This is a genomic window from Pseudomonas sp. RP-B7, from assembly GCF_059803535.1.
Window position 1 is genome coordinate 19,904 of sequence record NZ_JAPFHC010000022.1, and the last position, 22,542, is coordinate 42,445.

Annotated in this window: 23 protein-coding genes; 19 read left to right on the plus strand and 4 right to left on the minus strand. The window is 60.7% G+C overall.

What is annotated here, in order from left to right; all coding sequences use genetic code 11:
- The first annotated feature begins 237 nt into the window (after window positions 1–237).
- The 19 genes from iscR to OPU96_RS19440 all read left to right on the plus strand — a co-directional run bounded on the left by iscR (window position 238) and on the right by OPU96_RS19440 (window position 17,226).
- Window positions 238–729, plus strand: a complete 492-nt coding sequence (gene iscR / locus OPU96_RS19350) for a Fe-S cluster assembly transcriptional regulator IscR (protein WP_003194020.1) — start codon at window positions 238–240, stop codon at window positions 727–729.
- Between the two features lie 50 nt (window positions 730–779).
- The gene (locus tag OPU96_RS19355; RefSeq protein ID WP_226457738.1) at window positions 780–1,994 is read left to right on the plus strand and encodes an IscS subfamily cysteine desulfurase; all 1,215 of its coding nucleotides are present in this window, start codon (window positions 780–782) and stop codon (window positions 1,992–1,994) included.
- A gap of 99 nt (window positions 1,995–2,093) precedes the next feature.
- A complete protein-coding gene (gene iscU, locus OPU96_RS19360; protein WP_028617851.1) occupies window positions 2,094–2,480 on the plus strand; it encodes a Fe-S cluster assembly scaffold IscU in 387 nt (128 codons plus the stop codon).
- Window positions 2,481–2,508: 28 nt separating this feature from the next.
- Window positions 2,509–2,832 carry an iron-sulfur cluster assembly protein IscA gene (gene iscA, locus OPU96_RS19365; protein ID WP_010565230.1) on the plus strand — a complete coding sequence of 108 codons (324 nt, stop codon included), beginning with the start codon at window positions 2,509–2,511 and terminating at the stop codon, window positions 2,830–2,832.
- An 8-nt stretch (window positions 2,833–2,840) separates the two neighbouring features.
- Window positions 2,841–3,362: a co-chaperone HscB gene (gene hscB, locus OPU96_RS19370; protein WP_498559521.1), complete on the plus strand. Its 522-nt coding sequence runs from the start codon at window positions 2,841–2,843 to the stop codon at window positions 3,360–3,362.
- A gap of 53 nt (window positions 3,363–3,415) precedes the next feature.
- Window positions 3,416–5,278, plus strand: a complete 1,863-nt coding sequence (gene hscA / locus OPU96_RS19375; RefSeq protein WP_226457740.1) for a Fe-S protein assembly chaperone HscA — start codon at window positions 3,416–3,418, stop codon at window positions 5,276–5,278.
- Window positions 5,279–5,281: 3 nt separating this feature from the next.
- Window positions 5,282–5,623, plus strand: a complete 342-nt coding sequence (gene fdx / locus OPU96_RS19380; RefSeq protein ID WP_015372914.1) for an ISC system 2Fe-2S type ferredoxin — start codon at window positions 5,282–5,284, stop codon at window positions 5,621–5,623.
- A gap of 14 nt (window positions 5,624–5,637) precedes the next feature.
- Entirely contained in the window at window positions 5,638–5,838 is a 201-nt protein-coding gene (iscX, locus tag OPU96_RS19385) for a Fe-S cluster assembly protein IscX (RefSeq protein WP_192299567.1), read from the plus strand.
- 88 nt (window positions 5,839–5,926) lie between these two features.
- A complete protein-coding gene (gene ndk, locus OPU96_RS19390) occupies window positions 5,927–6,352 on the plus strand; it encodes a nucleoside-diphosphate kinase (protein ID WP_017846179.1) in 426 nt (141 codons plus the stop codon).
- A 28-nt stretch (window positions 6,353–6,380) separates the two neighbouring features.
- On the plus strand, window positions 6,381–7,529 hold the full coding sequence (gene rlmN / locus OPU96_RS19395) for a dual-specificity RNA methyltransferase RlmN (RefSeq protein WP_192299566.1): 1,149 nt from the start codon (window positions 6,381–6,383) through the stop codon (window positions 7,527–7,529).
- Between the two features lie 12 nt (window positions 7,530–7,541).
- Window positions 7,542–8,300 (plus strand): type IV pilus biogenesis/stability protein PilW, encoded by a 759-nt coding sequence (gene pilW / locus OPU96_RS19400; RefSeq protein WP_226457741.1) that lies wholly within the window; start codon window positions 7,542–7,544, stop codon window positions 8,298–8,300.
- Complete coding sequence (locus OPU96_RS19405) at window positions 8,300–9,307, plus strand: RodZ domain-containing protein (RefSeq protein ID WP_498559522.1); 1,008 nt, start codon at window positions 8,300–8,302, stop codon at window positions 9,305–9,307. The genes pilW and OPU96_RS19405 overlap by 1 nt, the downstream gene beginning before the upstream one ends.
- 2 nt (window positions 9,308–9,309) lie before the next feature.
- The gene (gene ispG, locus OPU96_RS19410) at window positions 9,310–10,419 is read left to right on the plus strand and encodes a flavodoxin-dependent (E)-4-hydroxy-3-methylbut-2-enyl-diphosphate synthase (RefSeq protein ID WP_003175952.1); all 1,110 of its coding nucleotides are present in this window, start codon (window positions 9,310–9,312) and stop codon (window positions 10,417–10,419) included.
- Between the two features lie 23 nt (window positions 10,420–10,442).
- Window positions 10,443–11,732 (plus strand): histidine--tRNA ligase, encoded by a 1,290-nt coding sequence (gene hisS / locus OPU96_RS19415; protein WP_192299562.1) that lies wholly within the window; start codon window positions 10,443–10,445, stop codon window positions 11,730–11,732.
- A 41-nt stretch (window positions 11,733–11,773) separates the two neighbouring features.
- On the plus strand, window positions 11,774–12,415 hold the full coding sequence (locus OPU96_RS19420; protein WP_192299561.1) for a YfgM family protein: 642 nt from the start codon (window positions 11,774–11,776) through the stop codon (window positions 12,413–12,415).
- A complete protein-coding gene (bamB, locus tag OPU96_RS19425; RefSeq protein ID WP_192299560.1) occupies window positions 12,408–13,559 on the plus strand; it encodes an outer membrane protein assembly factor BamB in 1,152 nt (383 codons plus the stop codon). Before OPU96_RS19420 ends, bamB begins: the two co-directional genes overlap by 8 nt.
- A gap of 134 nt (window positions 13,560–13,693) precedes the next feature.
- Window positions 13,694–15,163 carry a ribosome biogenesis GTPase Der gene (der, locus tag OPU96_RS19430; RefSeq protein WP_016977675.1) on the plus strand — a complete coding sequence of 490 codons (1,470 nt, stop codon included), beginning with the start codon at window positions 13,694–13,696 and terminating at the stop codon, window positions 15,161–15,163.
- Window positions 15,164–15,298: 135 nt separating this feature from the next.
- Window positions 15,299–16,447: a pyridoxal phosphate-dependent aminotransferase gene (locus OPU96_RS19435; RefSeq protein ID WP_305391484.1), complete on the plus strand. Its 1,149-nt coding sequence runs from the start codon at window positions 15,299–15,301 to the stop codon at window positions 16,445–16,447.
- Window positions 16,435–17,226 (plus strand): amidohydrolase, encoded by a 792-nt coding sequence (locus tag OPU96_RS19440; protein WP_192299558.1) that lies wholly within the window; start codon window positions 16,435–16,437, stop codon window positions 17,224–17,226. Before OPU96_RS19435 ends, OPU96_RS19440 begins: the two co-directional genes overlap by 13 nt.
- 176 nt (window positions 17,227–17,402) lie before the next feature.
- Here OPU96_RS19440 and leuA read toward each other — a convergent pair whose 3' ends face one another.
- From leuA to OPU96_RS19460, 4 genes are all read right to left on the minus strand, one after another.
- Window positions 17,403–19,082 carry a 2-isopropylmalate synthase gene (gene leuA, locus OPU96_RS19445; RefSeq protein WP_226457744.1) on the minus strand — a complete coding sequence of 560 codons (1,680 nt, stop codon included), beginning with the start codon at window positions 19,080–19,082 and terminating at the stop codon, window positions 17,403–17,405.
- A gap of 321 nt (window positions 19,083–19,403) precedes the next feature.
- Complete coding sequence (locus OPU96_RS19450) at window positions 19,404–20,225, minus strand: peptidoglycan DD-metalloendopeptidase family protein (RefSeq protein ID WP_226457745.1); 822 nt, start codon at window positions 20,223–20,225, stop codon at window positions 19,404–19,406.
- 3 nt (window positions 20,226–20,228) lie between these two features.
- Entirely contained in the window at window positions 20,229–21,608 is a 1,380-nt protein-coding gene (gene xseA / locus OPU96_RS19455; protein WP_305391482.1) for an exodeoxyribonuclease VII large subunit, read from the minus strand.
- Between the two features lie 30 nt (window positions 21,609–21,638).
- Complete coding sequence (locus tag OPU96_RS19460) at window positions 21,639–22,529, minus strand: LysR family transcriptional regulator (protein ID WP_192299554.1); 891 nt, start codon at window positions 22,527–22,529, stop codon at window positions 21,639–21,641.
- Between the last annotated feature and the right edge of the window lie 13 nt (window positions 22,530–22,542).

A 22,542-nucleotide genomic window follows, 5' to 3' on the forward strand; every position in this document is an offset into this window, starting at 1 on the left:
AACCCTATGGGAGCTGGCATACCGCTATCGCAGGCAAGCCAGCTCCCACATTTGACCTCCATTGGTCTCTCCATCCCAATCCTGCAGCCTTCCCGCTGTTCGTCACCACCCCATCCTGCTATGATTCGCGCGCCCTTTTTACGGGTAATCCTGACTAAAGTACTAGGTCTTATAGTTGACTTAAATACTCGGGAATCGCATACTCGCTCCCATTCTGAAACACCTTGGTACTTGTCCATGAGACTGACTACAAAAGGCCGATACGCGGTGACTGCCATGCTTGACTTGGCTTTGCACGCGCAAACTGGGCCGGTGTCCCTGGCCGATATCTCCGAGCGCCAAGGCATTTCCCTGTCCTACCTTGAGCAACTGTTCGCCAAATTGCGCCGCAGCAATCTGGTTTCCAGTGTGCGTGGGCCGGGTGGTGGCTATCAGCTGTCCCGCGATATGCAGGGCATCCAGGTCGCCCAGGTGATCGATGCGGTCAACGAATCCGTCGACGCCACCAAATGCCAGGGTCTGGGTGATTGCCATGCCGGCGACACCTGCCTGACGCACCACCTGTGGTGTGACTTGAGCCTGCAGATCCATGAGTTTTTGAGTGGTATCAGCTTGGCTGATCTTGTGACTCGCCGTGAGGTGCAAGAAGTAGCCCAGCGTCAGGACCAGCGCCGTTGCAATACCAAGGCGCCGCGTCTGGACAAGATCGAAGCGTCCGCCGTCGAGTGACAGCCGAAGAGCTAACGGCACGCCAGCCAGCCTGATTTAGGAGAAAGTCCATGAAATTGCCGATTTACCTTGATTACTCTGCGACCACCCCGGTTGATCCGCGTGTCGCGCAAAAGATGAGCGAGTGCCTGCTGGTTGACGGAAACTTCGGCAACCCTGCCTCCCGTTCCCACGTATTTGGCTGGAAGGCCGAGGAAGCGGTCGAGAACGCTCGTCGCCAAGTCGCTGACCTGGTCAATGCCGACCCGCGCGAAATCGTCTGGACCTCCGGTGCTACCGAATCCGACAACCTGGCAATCAAGGGCGCCGCGCATTTCTACGCGACCAAAGGCAAGCACCTGATCACCACCAAGATCGAGCACAAGGCTGTCCTCGACACCATGCGCCAACTGGAGCGTGAAGGTTTCGAGGTTACTTACCTTGAGCCAACCACCGACGGTATCGTCACCCCGGCCATGATCGAAGCCGCGCTGCGTGAAGACACCATCCTGGTTTCCGTGATCCACGTGAACAACGAAATCGGCACCATCAACGACATCGCGGCCATCGGCGAGCTGACCCGCTCCAAAGGCGTGTTGCTGCATGTCGATGCGGCCCAGTCCACCGGCAAGGTCGACATCGACCTGTCGAAGCTGAAAGTCGACCTGATGTCGTTCTCCGCCCACAAGACCTATGGCCCTAAAGGCATCGGCGCGCTGTACGTGAGCCGCAAGCCTCGCGTACGCATCGAAGCCACGATGCACGGCGGCGGTCACGAGCGCGGCATGCGTTCGGGCACCCTGGCAACCCACCAGATCGTCGGCATGGGCGAAGCCTTCCGTGTAGCCAAGGAAGACATGGCTGCCGAAAACATCCGTATCAAGGCTCTGAGCGACCGCTTCTACAAGCAGGTCGAGAACCTTGAAGAGCTGTACATCAACGGCAGCATGACCGCCCGTGTACCGCACAACCTGAACTTGAGCTTCAACTACGTCGAAGGCGAGTCGCTGATCATGGCGCTCAAGGACCTGGCGGTTTCGTCCGGTTCGGCCTGCACCTCGGCGTCCCTTGAGCCGTCGTACGTACTGCGCGCCCTGGGCCGCAATGACGAACTGGCACACAGCTCGATCCGCTTTACGTTCGGCCGCTTCACCACCGAAGAAGAAGTCGACTACGCCGCGCAGAAAGTCTGCGAAGCCGTCAACAAGCTGCGCGTTCTGTCGCCGCTGTGGGACATGTACAAAGACGGTGTCGACATTTCCAAGATCGAGTGGGCGGCACACTAAATATAGAAGCCGCCACCCCGGCTCTGTAGGCACGTGGCGGAAAACGCAGGCGTGTCTACAGGGTTCCAGAGCGGCCCTGATGAGTGAGGATTCAGTACCATGGCTTACAGCGAAAAGGTCATCGACCACTACGAAAACCCGCGTAACGTCGGCAAGATGGACGCGGAAGACCCAGACGTCGGCACCGGCATGGTCGGCGCCCCGGCGTGCGGCGATGTCATGCGCCTGCAGATCAAGGTCAACGACGCGGGCGTTATCGAAGACGCCAAGTTCAAGACCTACGGCTGCGGTTCGGCCATCGCCTCCAGCTCCCTGGCGACCGAATGGATGAAAGGCAAGACCCTGGATGAAGCTGTCACCATCAGCAACACCCAGCTGGCCGAAGAACTGGCCCTGCCGCCAGTGAAAATCCACTGCTCCGTACTCGCAGAAGACGCCATCAAGGCGGCCGTTCGCGACTACAAGCAGAAGAAAGGCTTGATCTAAGCATTTGGCGACGAGTAAGGAGTCAACGATGGCTATCAGCATGACAGAAGCGGCTGCGCGGCACGTGCGACGCTCCCTGGATGGGCGCGGTAAAGGTGAGGGGATTCGTCTGGGTGTGCGCACCACGGGCTGTTCCGGCCTTGCCTATGTGCTGGAGTTCGTCGACGAGGTGGTTGCGGAAGACCAGGTGTTCGAAAGTCACGGCGAGAAAGTGATCATCGACCCTAAAAGCCTGACCTACCTGGACGGCACCGAACTCGATTTCGTCAAGGAAGGGTTGAACGAAGGCTTCAAGTTCAACAACCCCAACGTACGCGGTGAATGTGGCTGCGGCGAAAGCTTCAACATCTGAGGCTATTCGTGGGTACTCCTTGTCATTTCGCTTTATTCGAGCTGCAGCCGAGTTTTCGGCTGGACCTTGAGCAGCTTGCCGCGCGCTACCGAGAATTGGCGCGTGGTGTGCATCCGGACCGCTTTGCTGACGCTACCGAACGTGAGCAGCGCTTGGCGCTGGAGCAGTCGGCCAGCCTCAACGAAGCCTATCAGACGCTCAAAAGCCCCCCGAAACGCGCGCGCTACCTGCTCGCGATGAACGGTGGCGAGTTGCCGCTGGAAGTGACCGTGCATGACCCGGACTTCCTGATGCAGCAGATGCAGTGGCGCGAAGAACTCGAAGACTTGCAGGACGAGGCCGATCTGGCCGGTGTCGCAGTCTTCAAGCGTCGTCTGAAAGCGGCCCAGGATGAGCTCAACGAAAGCTTCGCAGCCTGTTGGGATGACGCTGCGCAACGCGAACAGGCCGAACGCCTGATGCGGCGCATGCAGTTCCTCGACAAGCTCACCTACGAAGTGCGCCAGCTAGAAGAGCGCCTCGACGATTAACCCCGTGTGCTGCCCGTGATGCACGCCTGATAGACAGATAAGACCTGATTACCATGGCCCTACTGCAAATCGCCGAACCCGGCCAAAGCCCTCAACCGCACCAGCGTCGCCTGGCGGTCGGGATTGACCTGGGCACCACCAATTCCCTGGTCGCTGCCTTGCGCAGCGGCCTGTCCGAGCCGCTGCCCGACGCCGATGGCCAGGTGATCCTGCCGTCCGCCGTGCGTTACCACGCTGACCGTACCGAAGTGGGTGAGTCAGCCAGGCTGGCGGCGTCTACCGATCCGTTGAACACCGTGCTGTCGGTCAAGCGCCTGATGGGGCGTGGTTTGTCCGACGTCAAGCAGTTGGGTGACCAACTGCCGTACCGCTTTGTCGGTGGCGAATCCCACATGCCGTTCATCGACACCGTCCAGGGCCCGAAAAGTCCGGTGGAGGTGTCGGCCGATATTCTCAAGGTGCTGCGCCAGCGTGCGGAAACCACCTTGGGCGGCGAACTGGTGGGGGCGGTGATCACCGTTCCGGCGTACTTCGATGACGCCCAGCGCCAAGCCACCAAGGACGCGGCAAAACTCGCCGGTCTGAACGTGCTGCGCCTGCTCAACGAGCCGACGGCGGCAGCGGTGGCTTATGGCCTCGACCAGCATGCCGAAGGCCTGGTTGCGATCTACGACCTGGGCGGCGGCACCTTTGATATTTCGATCCTGCGCCTGACCGGCGGCGTGTTTGAAGTGCTGGCCACCGGAGGCGACAGTGCCTTGGGCGGTGACGACTTCGACCACGCCATTGCGGGCTGGATCATCAGCAGCGCGGGCTTGTCTGCCGACCTGGACCCGGGCGCGCAACGCAATCTGTTGCAAACCGCCTGTGCCGCCAAGGAAGCACTGACTGACGCTGCATCTGTTGACGTCTCCTACGGCAATTGGTCGGCCCAACTGACCCGTGAAGCCTTCGATTCGCTCATCGAGCCAATGGTCGCCCGCAGCCTCAAGGCCTGCCGCCGCGCCGTGCGTGATTCCGGTATCGAGTTGGAAGATGTCGGCGCCGTGGTCATGGTCGGTGGTTCAACTCGCGTGCCGCGCGTTCGTGAGGCGGTCGCTGAAGCCTTTGGTCGCCAGCCGTTGACCGAAATCGACCCGGATCAAGTCGTCGCCATTGGCGCCGCCATCCAGGCCGATACCCTGGCCGGCAACAAGCGTGACGGCGGCGAACTGCTGCTGCTTGACGTGATTCCATTGTCCCTGGGGCTGGAAACCATGGGCGGCCTGATGGAGAAGGTGATTCCACGCAACACCACCATCCCCGTCGCCCGCGCCCAGGATTTCACTACGTACAAAGATGGCCAGACGGCCATGATGATCCATGTGCTGCAAGGCGAGCGCGAGCTGATCAGTGACTGCCGCTCCCTGGCGCGCTTTGAATTGCGTGGCATCCCGGCGATGGTGGCGGGTGCGGCGAAGATCCGCGTGACCTTCCAGGTCGACGCCGACGGCCTGCTGAACGTGGCCGCGCGCGAGATGGGTTCGGGCGTTGAGGCGAGCATCCAGGTCAAGCCGTCCTATGGCCTTACTGATGGTGAAATCGCCAAGATGCTCAAGGATTCGTTCCAGCACGCCAGTGACGACAAGGTCGCCCGCGTACTGCGTGAGCAACAAGTGGATGCCCAGCGTCTGCTCGAAGCGGTGCAGGGCGCCCTGGATGTCGACGGCGAGCGTCTGCTGGACGCCGAAGAGCGCATGGTCATCGACCTGCAGATGCAGGAACTGGCCGAACTGATGAAGGGCACCGATGGTTATGCCATCGAGCAGCAGACCAAGCGCCTGTCGCAAGTGACCGATGCCTTTGCCGCCCGCCGCATGGACCAGACGGTAAAAGCCGCCCTGGCGGGACGCAACCTGAATGAAATCGAGGAATAATTAATGCCGCAGGTCATTTTTCTGCCACACGCCGAGCATTGCCCGGACGGTATGGTTGTGGAGGCTGAGACCGGCAAGTCCATCCTCGAAGTTGCCCATGACAACCACATCGAGATCGAAAGTGCCTGCGGCGGCGTCTGCGCCTGCACCACTTGTCACTGCATCATCCGCGAGGGGTTCAACTCCCTGGAAGAGGCCGACGAGCTGGAAGAGGATTTTCTCGATCGCGCATGGGGCTTGGAGGCGCATTCGCGCCTAAGCTGTCAGGCCAAGGTCGGGACTGAAGACATCACCGTCGAAATTCCGAAATATTCGCTCAACCATGCGGCCGAAGCGCCGCACTGATTGGTAGTACTGTCATGAAATATGGTTGGAATGATGTACAGCGCATTGCTGAAGAGCTCGCTGAAGCGAAGCCGGATGTGGACCCGTTGAAGGTCAACTTCGTTGATCTGCAGCGCTGGATCATGGAGCTTCCCGATTTCGACAACACCTCTGGCCGCTGTGGCGAGAAGGTATTGGAAGCGGTCCAGGCGCTCTGGATCGAAGAAATCGACTGATCATCCCCGCAGGTTAGGCAATACCCGATAACCCGCGTATAATTCGCGGGTTTAATTTTTCGTAAATTACCGTTTCTGGAGTTACACCATGGCTGTTCAACGTACTTTCTCCATCATCAAGCCTGACGCTGTTGCAAAAAACGTCATCGGCGAGATCACCACTCGTTTCGAAAAAGCCGGCCTGAAGGTTGTAGCTTCGAAACTCAAGCAACTGTCCAAAGCCGAAGCTGAAGGCTTCTACGCTGAGCACAGCGCTCGTGGTTTCTTCGGCGACCTGGTTGCCTTCATGATCTCCGGTCCTGTTGTTGTTCAGGTTCTGGAAGGCGAAAACGCTATCGCTCTGAACCGTGAGCTGATGGGCGCTACCAACCCTAAAGAAGCTGCTGCCGGCACCATCCGTGCTGACTTCGCTGATTCCATCGACGCCAACGCTGTTCACGGTTCGGACTCCGAAGCCGCAGCTGCTCGTGAAATCTCGTACTTCTTCGCAGCTACTGAAGTAACCACTCGCTAAGCATTGGCTTAAGAGTGAAGGTGAATCCATGACTACATCGACTGTTAAAACCAACCTGCTGGGTCTGACCCAGCCGGAAATGGAGAAATTCTTCGACTCAATCGGGGAGAAGCGTTTCCGTGCCGGTCAGGTAATGAAATGGATTCACCACTTTGGCGTCGATGATTTCGACGCCATGACGAACGTCAGCAAGGCCCTGCGCGACAAGCTCAAGGCTATTGCCGAGGTGCGTGGTCCCGAAGTGGTCAGCGAGGACATCTCCAGCGACGGCACCCGTAAGTGGGTGGTGCGCGTGGCGTCCGGCAGCTGCGTCGAGACCGTATACATTCCCCAGGGCAAACGTGGCACCTTGTGCGTTTCGTCCCAGGCAGGCTGTGCCCTGGATTGCAGTTTCTGCTCCACCGGCAAGCAAGGCTTCAATAGCAACCTCACCGCTGCCGAAGTCATCGGCCAGGTGTGGATTGCCAACAAATCCTTTGGCAGCGTCCCGGCGACCGTCGACCGTGCCATCACCAACGTGGTGATGATGGGCATGGGTGAGCCGCTGCTGAACTTCGACAACGTCATCTCCGCCATGCACCTGATGATGGACGACCTGGGCTACGGCATCTCCAAGCGCCGCGTGACCCTGTCGACCTCCGGCGTGGTTCCGATGATCGACGAGCTGGCCAAGCACATCGACGTCTCCCTGGCGTTGTCGCTGCACGCACCCAATGACGCATTGCGTAACCAATTGGTGCCGATCAACAAGAAGTATCCGCTTAAGATGCTGCTCGAATCCTGCCAGCGTTACATGGCGACCTTGGGTGAGAAACGCGTGTTGACCGTTGAGTACACCCTGCTCAAGGACATCAACGACAAGGTCGAACACGCCGTCGAGATGATCGAGTTGCTCAAGAACACCCCGTGCAAGATCAACCTGATCCCGTTCAACCCGTTTCCCCATTCTGGCTACGAGCGGCCGAGCAACAACGCGATCCGCCGTTTCCAGGATCAACTGCACCAGGCTGGCTACAACGTCACCGTCCGCACCACCCGCGGTGAAGACATCGACGCCGCCTGTGGCCAACTGGTCGGGCAGGTGATGGACCGCACCCGCCGCAGTGAACGTTATATCGCCGGGCGCGAAGTGAATGCCGCCGACGATTTGCCGCTCATTGCCGTGAATCGAATCTGAGAGAGGATATCTATGCCCTTGCGCCTTGCGCTGCTTTTGCTTGTTACCGGCCTTGTGGCCGGTTGTGTTTCATCGGGCTATGAGAGCCCTTTGCAAACCGGCAAAGGCCGTGATGAAGCGCGGGTTGCCTATGTGCAACTGGGGTTGGGTTATCTGCAACAGGGTTTGAGCGAACAGGCCAAGGTGCCGCTGAAGAAGGCGCTTGAACTGGACAGCGACGATGCGGACGCCAATGCCGCGCTGGCCCTGGTGTTCCAGGCCCAGGCCGAGCCGGAACTGGCCGGCCAGTATTTCAACAAGGCCCTGGCCGCCCGTCCTGCCGACCCACGGCTGCTGAACAACTACGGCAGTTTCCTGTTCGAGCAGAAACGTTATGACCAGGCCGCCCTTTATTTCCAGCAAGCCAGCGCCGATACCCTCTATCCTGAGCGTTCCCGTGTCTTCGAGAACCTCGCAGTGACCTCGCTGCGCCTAGGCCAGCGCGACAGCGCTCGCCAGCAACTGGAAAAAGCCCTGCACTTGAATGGGCGTCAGCCGCGGGCCTTGCTCGAAATGGCTGAGTTGTCCTACGAAGACAGGCATTATGTGCCGGCACGTGACTATTACGAGCGTTTTAGCCTGCTCAGCGGGCAAAATGCACGTAGTCTATTGCTCGGTGTGCGGCTGGCGACGGTTCATGAAGAACACGACACGGCCGCACGTTTTGGCCAGCAACTCGAACGACTCTATCCCGGTACGCCGGAATATCAGCAATACCTGTCGGAGCAATGATGAAAGCGGCGCACCCGGAAGTTGTAGCAGCTAATCGCGTAAACCCAGGCGACACCTTGCGTCAGGCCCGCGAAAGCAATGGTTGGTCGCTGGCGGAAGTGGCCCTCAAGCTCAATTTGACCACCACATCCCTGGCCAACCTGGAAGCCGGCGCGTTCGACAAGTTGCCGGGGCATACCTTCGCCCGTGGCTACATCCGCGCCTACGCCAAATTGCTCGGCATCGACCAGGCCATACTGGTCCAGGAGTTCGACCAATTCACCGGTACGGATTCCCAGGGCAGCAATGTCCACGGCTTGGGCCGTATCGAGGAGCCGGTGCGGGTTTCCCACACGATTCTGCGCATTGTCAGCCTGTTGCTGCTGATCGCCGTGATCGGCGGTGGTTTTGTCTGGTGGCAAGACCAGACCTCCCAGCGCACCAAAGACATGACCAGTAACGCCATGGAGCACGTCGAGGTCGAAAGCGCCGACGGCACCACCCAGATTCATCCACTGGATGAGCCGGAAGACCAGGCTGTTGCCGAAGGCCAGGCTGCCCCCGAAGCGCCGGTTGCCACCGAGCAACCCGCGCCGGAAACCGCGCCAGCCGCGACCGCCGCTGCACCGACTCCCGCGACGCCGACTGCACCGGCTCACGCCCAGGCCACCCCAGCCGCTCCGGTTGCGCAGGCGCATACGCCAGCCGCACCGGCACCAGCGCCTGCTCCAGCCACGCCTGCCGCCCCTGCGATTTCCGCGCCGACCACCCCAGCGTTGATCGCCGGTGATGGCCGCGTACAGGTCACTTTCATCGCCGACTGCTGGACGCAAGTCACCGATGGCAATGGCAAGGTGCTGTTTAGCGGTCTGAAGCGTAAGGGAGAGACGCTCGACCAGGCCGGCAAGCCTCCTTTGACGCTGCGTCTGGGCTTTGCCCGTGGCGCGCAAGTGGCCTACAACGGCCAGCCTGTGGACGTGGCGCCGTTCACCAGTGGCGAGACCGCTCGCCTCAAGTTGGGACAATAGTCATGCACGGCGAATCTCCAATCAAACGTCGCGTATCGCGCAAGATCTGGGTTGGCTCGGTGCCTGTGGGTGGCGATGCCCCCATCGCGGTCCAGAGCATGACCAATAGCGACACCAATGACGTGGCCGCCACCGTCGCCCAGATCAATCGTCTGGAAGCGGCTGGTGTCGACATCGTGCGCGTCTCCGTACCGGACATGGACGCCGCCGAAGCCTTCGGTCGCATCAAGCAGTTGGTCAAGGTGCCACTGGTTGCCGACATTCACTTCGACTACAAGATCGCCTTGCGCGTAGCCGAACTGGGTGTGGACTGCCTGCGGATCAACCCGGGCAACATCGGTCGCGAAGACCGTGTGCGTGCCGTGGTGGATGCTGCCCGTGATCGCGGTATTCCAATCCGCATCGGCGTCAACGCCGGTTCCCTGGAAAAAGACCTGCAAAAGAAATACGGCGAGCCTACGCCGGCAGCACTGGTTGAGTCGGCGCTGCGTCACGTTGAGCACCTCGAACGCCTGAATTTCCAGGACTTCAAGGTCAGCGTAAAGGCCTCCGACGTATTCATGGCGGTCGAAGCCTACCGCCTGCTGGCCAAGGAAATCGTGCAGCCGTTGCACCTGGGTATCACTGAAGCGGGCGGTTTGCGCTCAGGCACAGTGAAATCTGCGGTGGGTCTCGGTATGCTGCTCGCCGAAGGGATTGGCGATACCATCCGCATCTCCCTGGCGGCAGACCCTGTTGAGGAAGTGAAAGTCGGTTACGACATTCTCAAATCCCTGCGTTTGCGCTCCCGTGGCATCAATTTCATTGCCTGCCCGAGCTGCTCGCGGCAGAACTTCGACGTGGTGAAAACCATGAACGATCTGGAATTGCGCCTTGAAGACCTGTTGGTGCCACTGGATGTAGCGGTGATCGGTTGTGTGGTCAACGGTCCGGGCGAAGCCAAGGAAGCCCATGTGGGTTTGACCGGCGGTACACCGAACCTGATTTACATCGACGGCAAGCCGTCGCAGAAATTGACGAATGACAATCTGGTGGACGAGCTTGAAAAGCTGATCCGCGAGAAAGCGGCCGAAAAGGTCGCAGCTGACGCAGCGCTGATCGCGCGCGGCTGATTGAACGAATTTAAGGATTTGATGTGAGCAAGTCTCTGCAAGCCATTCGCGGCATGAACGACATCCTGCCGGAGCAGACGCCGTTGTGGCGCTACTTCGAAAGCACCGTCGCGCGCCTGCTGGATAACTACGGTTACAAGCAGATCCGCATGCCGATCGTCGAATTCACCGAGCTGTTCAAGCGCTCCATCGGTGAAGTGACCGACATCGTCGAAAAAGAAATGTACACCTTTGAAGACCGCAACGGCGACTCCCTGACCCTGCGTCCGGAAGGTACCGCCGCGTGCGTGCGCGCCGTGCTGGAGCATGGCCTCACCGGTGCCGGCCAGCCGCAGAAGTTGTGGTACATCGGCCCGATGTTCCGCCACGAACGGCCACAGAAAGGCCGTTATCGCCAGTTCCACCAGATCGGCCTGGAAGTATTCAACATCGACGGCCCGGACATCGACGCCGAGCTGATCGTGCTGACCTGGCGCCTGTGGGGCCTGCTGGGCATCCGCGACGCGGTCAAGCTTGAACTCAACAGCCTGGGCACCAGCGAATCCCGCGGCCGCTATAAAGTGGCCCTGGTCGAGTACCTGTCCGCTCACCTGGACAAGTTGGACGAAGACAGCCAGCGCCGTCTGAAAACCAACCCGCTGCGCGTGCTCGATACCAAGAACGCCGACACCCAAGCCGTACTGGTCAACGCGCCGAAAATGGCCGATTACCTGGACGACGAGTCGCGCATTCACTTCGAGGGCCTCAAGGCTCGCCTGGATGCTGCCGGTATCCCGTTCGTGATCAACACCAAGCTGGTGCGCGGCCTCGATTACTACAGCAAGACCGTGTTCGAGTGGGTCACCGACAAACTCGGCGCCCAGGGCACCGTGTGTGCCGGTGGGCGCTACGATGGCCTGGTCGAGCAGATGGGCGGCAAGCCGACCACTGGCGTGGGCTTCGCCATGGGCATTGAGCGCTTGATCCTGCTGCTGGAAACCCTGGAAAAGGTCCCGGAAGAAATCTCCCGTCAGGTGGATGTGTACCTCTGCGCCTTTGGCGAGGCCGCCGAACTGGCCGCCCTGGCCTTGAGCGAGAAGGTGCGTGACCAACTGCCGAACCTTCGCCTGCAGGTCAATGCCGGCGCCGGCAGCTTCAAGAGCCAGTTCAAGAAGGCCGACAAGAGCGGCGCGCTGTATGCGCTGATCCTTGGCGATGACGAACTGGCCCAGCAAGTGATAGGTTTCAAACCCCTGCGTGGCCAGGGCGAGCAACAGAACATTGCCTTTGATGCGCTCGCTGCGCACTTGGCCACCTGCGTCGTGCAGGGTTGAAGCTGTCGAACAGCCGAATTTAGCGATTAAGGAGTATTGGGGTGTCGAGTACTGATGATGAGCAACTGGCCGAGTTCAAGGACTGGTGGCAGCGTAACGGCAAGCCCCTGGTTACTGGCGGCCTGCTGGCTTTAGTGGTGGTGTTCGGCTGGCAAGCCTGGCACAAGTATCAGGCCAACCAGTCCCAAGGCGCCTCGGTCCTCTACCAGCAGTTGCTGGAAACCACGCTGACTCCGGATGGCAAGCCTGACCCGGCACAGGTTGCAGACCTGGCCGGCAAGCTGAAAAACGAATTTGGCGGTAGCACCTACGCCCAGTACGGCAGCCTGTTCGTCGCGAAAGTCGCGGTCGACACCGGCAAGCTGGATGACGCCGCCTCCGAGCTGAAGGCCATCGCCGACAAGCCGAAGAACCCGACCTTGGGTGAAATCGCACGTCAGCGCCTGGCTCAGGTACTGGCAGCACAGAACAAGGCCGACGAAGCACTCAAACTGCTCGACGGCGATGCTGACAAGGCATTTGTAGCCACTCGCGAAGAGCTCAAGGGCGACCTTCTGGTCCAATTGGGTCGTACCGACGAAGCCAATGCTGCGTACAAAAAAGCCAAGGCGGCGCTGTCTGATGAAGCGGCGGTCGGTGGCTTACAAATCAAGCTCGACGACTTGGCCAAAGGGGATGCGTGACGTGATCCGTTGGAAACATGCAGCATTGCTGGCTCTGGCCGTTCTGGCCGCGGGTTGCAGCAGCAACAGCAAGAAAGAACTGCCTCCTGCGGAGCTGACCAGCTTCAAGGAAGAAGTGGTCCTGCAGAAGCAGTGGAGCCGCTCCATCGGTGATGGCCAGGGCGAGACCTACAACATGTTGGTGCCGGCGATCGACGGTGACAACATTGTGGCCGCCGACGTAACCGGCGTGGTGATCTCCATGGATCGCCTCAACGGCGACGTGAAATGGAAGAAAGACCTCGAACTGCCTGTCTCCGGCGCCGTCGGCGTAGGTTACGGCATGGTGATGCTCGGCACGCTGAAAGGCGAAGTCGTAGCCCTGGATTCCAGCACCGGTGAAGAGAAATGGCGCGCTCGCGTGACCAGTGAAGTTCTCGCACCGCCTGCCACCAACGGTGACATCGTCGTGGTGCAAACCCAGGACGATCGTGTGATTGGCCTCGACGCCAGCACCGGCCAGCAACGCTGGTTGTACGACAGCACCCCGGCGGTACTGACCTTGCGCGGCACCAGTGGTCCGGTTGTGACCAATAATCTGGCCGTTGCAGGCCTGTCGACCGGTAAAGTAGTCGCCCTGGACACCCAGAACGGCGTACCGGCCTGGGAAACCCGTGTAGCTATCCCACAAGGTCGTTCCGAGCTGGATCGCGTTGTGGACATCGACGGTGGCTTGCTGCTGTCGGGCGAAACCCTCTACGTCGCCACTTACCAGGGCCGTGTCGCGGCACTGGACCTGCAGAGCGGTCGTGTGAACTGGCAGCGTGATGCTTCCAGCTACGCCGGTGTCGCCCAAGGGTTTGGCAGCGTCTACGTAAGCCTGGCGTCCGGCACCGTTGAAAGTGTCGACGAGCGTTCCACCACTGCACTGTGGAGCAACGACTCCCTGGCCCGCCGTCAACTGTCGGCACCGGAAGTGTTCTCCAGCTACGTAGCGGTTGGCGACTTCGAAGGCTACCTGCACCTGCTGAGCCAGGTGGATGGTCGCTTCGTAGGTCGCGAGCGTATCGACAGCGACGGCCTGCGTGCGCGTCCGCTGGTCGTGGGTAACATGCTTTATGTGTTTGGCAACAGCGGCAAGCTGGAAGCCCTGACCATCAAGTAAGAACTATGCTTGGGGTAACACCCAGGCGGCCCCGCTTCGGCGGGGCATGCGGCATTTGATTATGCTGCCCCGAGCACCAGCCGCTGCCATGCAGCGGCTTTTGTATTTTCTGAAATAACGAAGTGGAGAGCCGCATGGTTCCCGTAATCGCCCTGGTGGGCCGACCTAACGTCGGCAAGTCCACCTTGTTCAACCGCCTGACCAGGACTCGCGACGCCATCGTCGGCGACTTGTCCGGTCTGACCCGTGATCGCCAATACGGTGAGGCAAAGTGGCAAGGGCGCTCCTACATTATTGTCGACACCGGTGGTATCTCCGGTGACGAGCACGGCATGGACGAAAAAATGGCCGAGCAGTCGCTGCTCGCCATTGAAGAAGCCGACGTCGTGCTGTTCCTGGTGGACGCCCGTGCGGGCTACACCGCTGCCGACCAAATGATTGGCGAGCACCTGCGCAAGCGCAACAAGCGTTCCTATCTGGTCGCGAACAAGATCGACAACATCGATCCTGAAGCTGCCCGTGCCGAATTCAGCCCGATGGGCCTGGGCGATGCGATCCCGGTCGCCGGTGCCCACGGTCGCGGCATCACCCAGATGCTGGAAATTGCCCTGCGCGATTTCCCCAAGGATGACGTCGAGGAAGAAGAGGGCGAAGAGGAAATCGTCGCCGAAGGTGAGGAAGCCAAGCGCATTCCTGGCCCGAGCGAAAAAGACGGTATCAAGATCGCTATCATCGGTCGTCCCAACGTCGGCAAGTCGACCCTGGTCAACCGCATGCTCGGTGAAGACCGCGTCATCGTCTACGACCAACCCGGCACCACCCGCGACAGCATCTACATCCCGTTCGAACGCAACGAGGAAAAGTACACGCTGATCGACACCGCCGGTGTGCGCAAACGCGGCAAGATCCACGAGGAAGTTGAAAAGTTCTCGGTGGTCAAAACCCTGCAAGCGATCAAAGACGCCAACGTGGTGATCTTTGTGATGGACGCCCGCGAAGGCGTGGTGGACCACGACCTCAACCTGCTGGGCTTTGCCCTCGAGGCCGGTCGGGCACTGGTGATCGCGATCAACAAGTGGGACGGCATGACGCCGAGCGAGCGCGATTTCGTCAAGATCGAGCTGCAACGTCGGCTGTTCTTCGTCGAGTTCGCCGACATTCACTTCATCTCGGCATTGCACGGCACTGGCGTGGGCAACCTCTACGCGTCCGTGCAGAACTCGTTCAAGTCTGCCGTGACCCGTTGGCCGACCAACCGCCTGACCCAGATCCTGGAAGATGCGGTTGGCGAGCATGCGCCGCCGATGGTCAACAACCGCCGGATCAAACTGCGTTACGCCCACTTGGGTGGTGCCAACCCGCCGATTATCGTGATCCACGGTAACCAGATCGAGAAGGTGCCGAAGTCCTATGTGCGTTACCTGGAAAACACCTACCGCCGTGTCTTGAAACTGGTCGGTACACCGATCCGTATCGAGTTCAAGGGTGGCGAGAACCCGTACGAAGGCAACAAGAACACACTGACTGACCGTCAGGTGAACAAGAAGCGTCGTTTGATGACTCACCACAAGAAGGCCGACAAGAAGCGCCGTGACAAGAAGTAACGGCAGCTTCAAGTTGTAAGCGTCAAGCCTCAAGAAAGGGCTCCTTTGGAGCCCTTTTTTGTGCGCGAGGGTTTGTGCCTTGACCCCGTGCGATTGGCAGCTTAAAACTTGGGGCTCACCTGCAGGGGCTTTTTGATGATCACCAGCAAGCTGCCGAATGTCGGCACGACCATTTTCACCACCATGTCGCAACTCGCAGCCGAGACCGGCGCGCTCAACCTGTCCCAAGGGTTCCCCGACTTCAATGGCCCCCAAGGTTTGCTTGATGCCGTGGGCAAGCACGTCGCCAGCGGGCATAACCAGTACTCGCCGATGACCGGCTTGCCGGCCCTGCGTCAGCAAGTGGCGGCGAAGATCGTCCGCAGCTACGGCGCCAAGGTCGATGCCGACAGTGAAGTGACCGTGACCCCGGGCGCCACCGCCGCAATCTTTTGCGCGATCCAGGCAGTGATCCGTAATGGTGATGAAGTCATCGTGTTCGATCCCAGCTACGACAGCTACGAGCCGTCAGTCGAGCTGGCCGGCGGGCGCTGCGTACATGTGCAGTTGAGCCTGGATGGCTTTGCGCTGGACTTCGACAAGATCCGCGCCGCGCTGTCGCCCCGTACGCGCATGATCATCCTCAACTCTCCGCACAACCCCACCGGTGCCTTGATCAGCCGTGCCGAGCTGGATCAGTTGGCCGATCTGATCCGTGACCGGGATATTTACCTGGTCAGCGACGAGGTCTATGAACACCTGGTGTACGACGGTGTGCCCCACGTGAGCGTACTGGCCCACGAAGAGCTGTATCAGCGCGCCTTCGTGGTCAGTTCCTTCGGCAAGACCTATCACGTCACCGGCTGGAAAACCGGCTACGTGGTCGCCCCAGCGGCCCTCACCGCTGAGCTGCGCAAGGTGCACCAGTACGTCAACTTCTGTGGCGTGACCCCCTTGCAGTTCGCCCTGGCCGACTTCATGGCCGAGCACCCGGAACACGTCGAGGAGCTGCCAGCGTTCTACCAGGCCAAACGCGACCTGTTTTGCGACTTGCTGGCGCCGTCGCGCTTCAGCTTCAGTCGAGTGGCCGGCACCTACTTCCAACTGGTGGATTACTCACAGATCCGTCCGGAGCTGGATGACGTCGCCATGTCGCTGTGGATGACTCGAGAACACGGCGTGGCGACGATTCCCGTCTCGGTGTTCTACCAGAACCCACCCCAAGGCCAGCGCCTGGTGCGCCTGTGCTTTGCCAAACGCGAGGAGACGCTGCGCCAAGCAGCCGAGAAGCTATGCGTGATCTGAGTGCACTGCCGGACCTGAACATCGCCCTGGTCCAGACCACCCTGGCCTGGCACGACCGCCAGGCCAACCTTGAACACTTCGAGGCACTGCTGGAGCAGGCCAGGGGCGCCGACCTGATCGTGTTGCCGGAAATGTTCACCACCGGGTTTTCCATGGCGTCCGACACCCTCGCCGAACCGGAGAACGGTCCGACCCATCGCTGGCTCCAGGCCCAGGCCGCGAAGTACGACGCGGTGATCACCGGCAGCGTGATCATCCAGGCCGCCGATGGCAGCCACCGCAACCGCCTGCTGTGGGCGCGACCCGATGGCGAGGTGCTGCACTACGACAAGCGCCACCTGTTCCGCATGGCCGGTGAGCACAATCACTACACCCCCGGCGAGCGCCAGGTGCAGTTCGAATTGAAGGGCTGGCGCATTCGCCCGCTGATTTGCTACGACCTGCGCTTCCCGGTGTGGAGCCGTGATGCCCAGGACACCGACCTGTTGCTCTACACCGCCAACTGGCCCGGTGCGCGGCGTTTGCATTGGAACCGCCTGCTGCCGGCGCGGGCCATCGAGAACCTGTGCTACGTGGCGGCGGTGAATCGGGTGGGTACGGACGGCAAGGGTTTTGTCTACACCGGTGACAGCCAGGTGCTGGATTTCCAGGGTGAGACCCTACTCAGTGCGGGGGAGGCGGATGGGGTGTTCCAGGTGTGCCTGAATGCGGCGGAGCTGGCGGCGTATCGCACCCGATTCCCGGCGAATCTGGATGCCGATACCTTTCAGTTTGTCTGATAGGCCGCCTTCGCGAGCAAGCCCGCTCCCACATTCGACCGCGTTTATCCTGTAGGAATGCGGTCGAATATGGGAGCGGGCTTGCTCGCGAAGAGGCCATCAGCACCACCCAAGACCCAAAGCAAAAAAAGGCCCCTGGATTCACACCCAGGGGCCTTTCGCATTTCAGCAGCCGCTTACGCCGCTTTCGCTTCCAACTGGCTCAACGAGCGGTTCAGCGCGCTGAACACCGCCTTGAAGCTGGCAGTGGTGATGTTTTCATCAATGCCCACGCCATGTACCGGCCGCTCACCGTTCACACGCAGTTCAATGTAGGCCGCAGCCTTGGCATTGGTGCCGGCGCCGATTGCGTGTTCGTTGTAGTCCATGATCTCCACCTTGATCGGCAGGGCGGCAACCAGCGCTTCCAGCGTGCCGTAGCCCTTGCCGTGCCAGCGCAGGTTGGTTTCGCCCTGGCCTTTGCCCGAGACTTCCACTTCCACCGAGCTGTTGCCGTTCTCTTCCTGCAAGCGATGGCTGACCAGCGCATACGGGGTGTTGGCTTGCAGGTATTCACGCTGCAGCAAACTGTGGATCTGCTGCGCGGTCATCTCCAGACCCAGGCGATCGGTTTCACCCTGTACTACTTGGCTGAACTCGATCTGCATGCGGCGCGGCAAGCTGATGCCATATTCCTGCTCCAGCAGGTAGGCGATGCCGCCCTTGCCCGACTGGCTGTTCACGCGGATCACGGCCTCGTAGCTGCGACCAATGTCGGCCGGGTCGATCGGCAAGTAGGGCACTTCCCACAGGGCGTCGTCTTTCTGCTGGGCGAAGCCCTTGCGGATGGCATCCTGGTGGGAGCCGGAGAAGGCGGTGTGGACCAGGTCGCCGACGTACGGGTGGCGTGGGTGCACCTGGATCTGGTTGCACTCTTCGACGACTTTGCGCACGCCGTCGATGTCGGAGAAGTCCAGCTGCGGGTCGAGGCCCTGGGTGTACATGTTCAGGGCCACGGTGACGAGGTCGACGTTACCGGTACGCTCGCCGTTGCCGAACAGGCAGCCTTCGACGCGGTCGGCACCGGCCATCAGGCCCAGTTCGGTGGCGGCCACACCAGTGCCACGGTCGTTGTGGGTGTGCAGGCTGATGATCACGCTGTCACGACGGTTGATATGACGACCGAACCACTCGATCTGGTCGGCATAGATGTTCGGCGTGGCGCATTCCACGGTAGCCGGCAGGTTGAGGATCATCTTGTGCTCGGGCGTCGGGTTCCACACCTCGATCACCGCGTCACAGACTTCCTTGGCGAACTCCAGTTCGGTCGCGCTGAAGGTCTCCGGGGAGTACTCGAAAGTCCACTGGGTTTCCGGCTGCTGGGCGGCGTATTTGACGAACAGCTTGGCCGCGTTGACCGCGATGGCCTTGATGCCGTCCTTGTCCTGATTGAACACGATGCGGCGGAACGATGGCGAGGTCGCATTGTACAAGTGCACGATGGCTTTCTTGGCGCCGCGCAGGGATTCGAAGGTGCGCGCGATCAAGTCTTCACGACCCTGGGTCAGCACCTGAATGGTGGTGTCCTCGGGGATGTGGCCGTCTTCGATCAGGGTGCGCACGAAGTCGAAGTCGGTTTGCGAGGCGGCCGGGAACGACGCTTCGATTTCCTTCACGCCCACCGATACCAGGGTCTTCCAGAAACGCAGCTTCTTCGCGGCGTCCATCGGCTCGATCAGCGACTGGTTGCCATCACGCAGGTCGGAGCTGCACCAGATCGGCGCGGTGGTGATGGTTTTCGAAGGCCAGGTGCGGTCCGGGATGTCGATGGTCGGAAACGCGCGGTACTTCGAAGACGGGTCTTTGAGCATGCTCATCGGGAAATCCTTTGTTTAGGGGCCGAGAAAAGGCGGCCTGCCGTGTAACTGTTATTGGGGATAAAGCGGGGACGAGGCAGATCGATTCAGCCTGGCAGTCGTGCGCTGACGAGGCACAGGCTGCGGTGCTGACGGAGCTGAATGAGGGTGTGAGAGGTTTTCATAAGCTCAACCCTAACCGCCGGGGTGAAAGATGGCAAGCAGTCGAGAAAAATTGAGAGAAGTTCTGCTATTGGCTCGAAAAACAGGATTTTATGCCTGAAAGCTGTGAGGGCTCTTACTTTAATTGCGCGCCATTTGGCTGGCGCGCAATCGAGTCGGTCAGGGCTGGAACGCGCCGATAAAGATCGCCGGGTCGACCCGCGCATCGTTCAGGCTGACATTCCAATGCATATGCGGTCCGGTCGCGCGGCCGGTCGAACCGACCTTGCCTACCACCGCGCCGCGGGTGAGTTGATCGCCGACTTTCACGTCGATCTTCGACATGTGGCAGAACATGCTGATAAAGCCCTGGCCATGGTCGACGAACACGGTGTTGCCGTTGAAGAAGTAGTTGCCCACCAGGATCACCTTGCCGTTCGCTGGAGTCTTGATCGGCGTACCGGCCGGTACTGCGAAATCCAGGCCCGAATGCGGGTTGCGCTCCTCGCCGTTGAAGAAGCGACGCACGCCGAACTTGCTCGACAGCGGCCCGTTCACTGGTTTGTCCAGTATCAGGTTGCTGGGCAGGTTCGGGCTGAAGCTGCGGTAGGCCTTGATCTGCACCGCCAGCTCGGCCTCGATGCGCTTGAGCTGCGCCGGGTCCGGGTTCACCTGGCTCTTGTTCTTCAAGGTGATGCGCTGTTCCGGGTACTTCTTGTAGCCGACGATAAATGGCAGGTTGCGTCCACCGCTACTGATGCGTTCATTGCCCGGCTTGACCGTCAGCGGGATGCCGACGATTGCCAGCCAGTTGTCCTGCTCCCTGACCACCAACACCGGCTTGCCCAGGTAAGTGGCTTTCGGCGCCGCCGCCGATGGGCCCAACTCGACCACGGCCACACCGCCCGGCACCGGCTTATTCAAGGTGCGGGTGATGTAGCTGTCGGCGTGGGCGTTGACGGCGAGGCACAACAACATCAACAGGCTGAATAAACGTGGCATCGATCAATCCAATAACGAAAGGGTGACGGGTGTCAGGTGATTGTCTTCCACCCGCACTTGCAGTTGGCCTTCACCGAGGCGTGCGGTCAGGCGCTGGCCGGTGTGGGTTTGTGCGGCGTTGCGAATCGCCTGGCCGCGCTCATCCAGCAGGATGCTGTAGCCACGCCCGAGGGTCGCCAGCGGGCTGACCACCTGCAACGTCTGCACCTGGCTTTGCAGTTGCAGGCGGCGCGCCTTGAGGCCTTCGCGCATGGCGCGGGGCAGGCGCTCGGCGAGGCTGTCGAGGCGCTGGCGCAGCAGGGCCAGTTGACGGCCGGGGTGTTGACCGGCGAGGCGGGTTTCCAGGCGGATCAGGCGTTCGCGACGGGTGTTGAGGCTGCGCTCAAAGGCGCGGCGCAGGCGCATGTCCAGGTCATCCAGGCGCTGGGCTTGCTGGCGCAGGCGCTCGCCGGGGTGACGCAGGCGTCGGGCCATGCCCTCCAGGCGCAGGCGGTCGTGAGTCAGGCGGTTGCGCATCAGCATCACCAGGCGGCGATGCAGGCTGTCGACCTGGCGCACCAGGTTGCTGGAATCGGGGGCCAGTAACTCGGCGGCGGCGGATGGGGTAGGGGCGCGCACGTCCGCGACGAAATCGCTGATGGAAACATCGGTTTCATGGCCGATGGCGCTGACGATAGGTGTTACGCAGGCATCTACTGCACGGGCGACCGCTTCTTCGTTGAAGCACCACAGGTCTTCCAGCGAGCCGCCGCCACGGGCCAGGATCAACGCGTCAAAGCCACGGGCGTCGGCCATTTTCAGTGCGCGCACAATCTGCGGGATCGCTTCGCGGCCTTGCACGGCGGTGGGGATCAATGTCAGTTGCACCTGCGGCGCACGGCGGCGGAACACGCTGATGATGTCGCGGATCACCGCGCCGGTGGGCGAGCTGATAATGCCGATCTTCTGCGGGTGGGCTGGCAGCGGCACCTTGCGCTCGGCACTGAACAGGCCTTCGGCGCTGAGCTTTTCCTTCAGCGCGTCGAAGGCCAGGCGCAGCGCGCCATCACCGGCAGGCTCTACGGTGTCGAGGATCAGTTGGTAATCGCCGCGGCCTTCAAACAACGACACCTTGCCGCGTACCTTCACCGCCAGGCCGTCCTTCAACGCCTGGCGCACCCGCGCCGCATTGTTGCGGAACAACGCACAACGCACCTGGGCGCCGCTGTCCTTGAGGGTGAAATACACGTGGCCGGAAGCCGGGCGCGCGAGGTTGGAGATCTCGCCTTCGACCCAGATATTGGTGAACACGTCTTCCAGCAACACCCGCGCACGGCCGTTGAGCTGGCTGACAGTCAGGACTTCGCGGTCCAGGCCCAGGCGGGCAAACGGGTCTTTAATCATGAGCAGAGGTCTTTAATCATGGGCGGCAGTTTATAGGCATTCACGCAGGGTTTGACAGAATTGCTCCACCAGCGCGCTCGGCGTCTGCGCGCAGGCCAGGGCCACGGTGCTCAGGCAGTCCGGGTCGGCCAGCGGTAGAAACCGCACATTGGCGGGGGCGATGTCCTGCATGGATTTTGGTAACAAGGCAATACCGAAGCCGGCCTGGATCAACTGCAACTGGGTGGTCTTGCGCGACATGACCCGTGCCGCCTTGGGGAAAAATCCTGCACGCATGCACAGCTCGGCGGATAGATAACTCAGCCCCCCACGCTGGGGATGGGGGATCGAGATAAACGCTTCGTCCTTGAGTTGTTCCAGTTCAATCGGCGCATTGCTGCGTGCCAACCCATGGTTCGGCGGCACCGCGAGCAACAGTTGTTCACTATATAAAGGTGTCACGCGCACGCCTTCGCGCTGGCGCAATACCGGCAAACGCAACACGCCCACCTCCAGGCGGCCGTCGGCGATTTCCTCCAATTGCGCCTCCGAGGACAGTTTGACGATGTCCATCGACACGCCCGGGCAGCGTTCCAGCCACGTACTGATGCCATGCAGCAACGCGCCACTCATCGGCACGGTACTGGAATGGCTCAAGCGCAGCGTGCCGCGTTGGCCGTTGCCGATTTGCGTGGTCATCTCGCAGGCCTTGAGCAGCTCACTCAGCAGGTTGCGCGCCCGTGGGTAGAAGGCTTCACCCGCCGCCGTCAGTCGGGGCTGGCGCGCAGTGCGTTCGAACAAGGGGGTTTGCAGTCTGGTTTCCAGCTCCTTGATCTGCCGGCTCAATGCGGATTGGGCGACAAACAAGCGCTCGGCGGCGGCGCTGAAGCTGCCACTGTCGGCGATTTCGACGAAGTAGCGCAGTTGGCGGGTGGAGATCACGCGTCATGCCTTT